The organism is Novosphingobium umbonatum (genome assembly GCF_004005905.1).
Lineage (GTDB): Bacteria > Pseudomonadota > Alphaproteobacteria > Sphingomonadales > Sphingomonadaceae > Novosphingobium > Novosphingobium umbonatum.
Genome location: NZ_SACO01000067.1, coordinates 1 through 287 on the forward strand (window position 1 = coordinate 1; position 287 = coordinate 287).

2 tRNA genes are annotated in these 287 nt (G+C 59.6%); both read left to right on the forward strand.

Annotated features, from left to right (window positions below):
* The first annotated feature begins 50 nt into the window (after nucleotides 1-50).
* Nucleotides 51-127: transfer RNA gene (locus EOE18_RS18305), tRNA-Asp, on the forward strand.
* A 33-nt stretch (nucleotides 128-160) separates the two neighbouring features.
* Nucleotides 161-237, forward strand: a tRNA-Asp gene (locus tag EOE18_RS18310).
* The last annotated feature ends 50 nt before the right edge of the window (nucleotides 238-287 follow it).

Below are 287 nucleotides of genomic sequence, written 5' to 3' on the forward strand. Positions count from 1 at the left end.
TAGAGGCGCGTCACCCCAAGGGGCGCTGCCCTGAAGGAAACGAGAAGTGAGCGGGTGTAGCTCAGTTGGTTAGAGTATCGGCCTGTCACGCCGAGGGTCGCGGGTTCGAGCCCCGTCACTCGCGCCACTTCTTGATTGCTTCAGGATCCGAGCATATTGCGCGGGTGTAGCTCAGTTGGTTAGAGTATCGGCCTGTCACGCCGAGGGTCGCGGGTTCGAGCCCCGTCACTCGCGCCATCTTGGGGAATTTTCCTTGCTTATAAGGAAAGCAACAAGCCCGCTTCGTG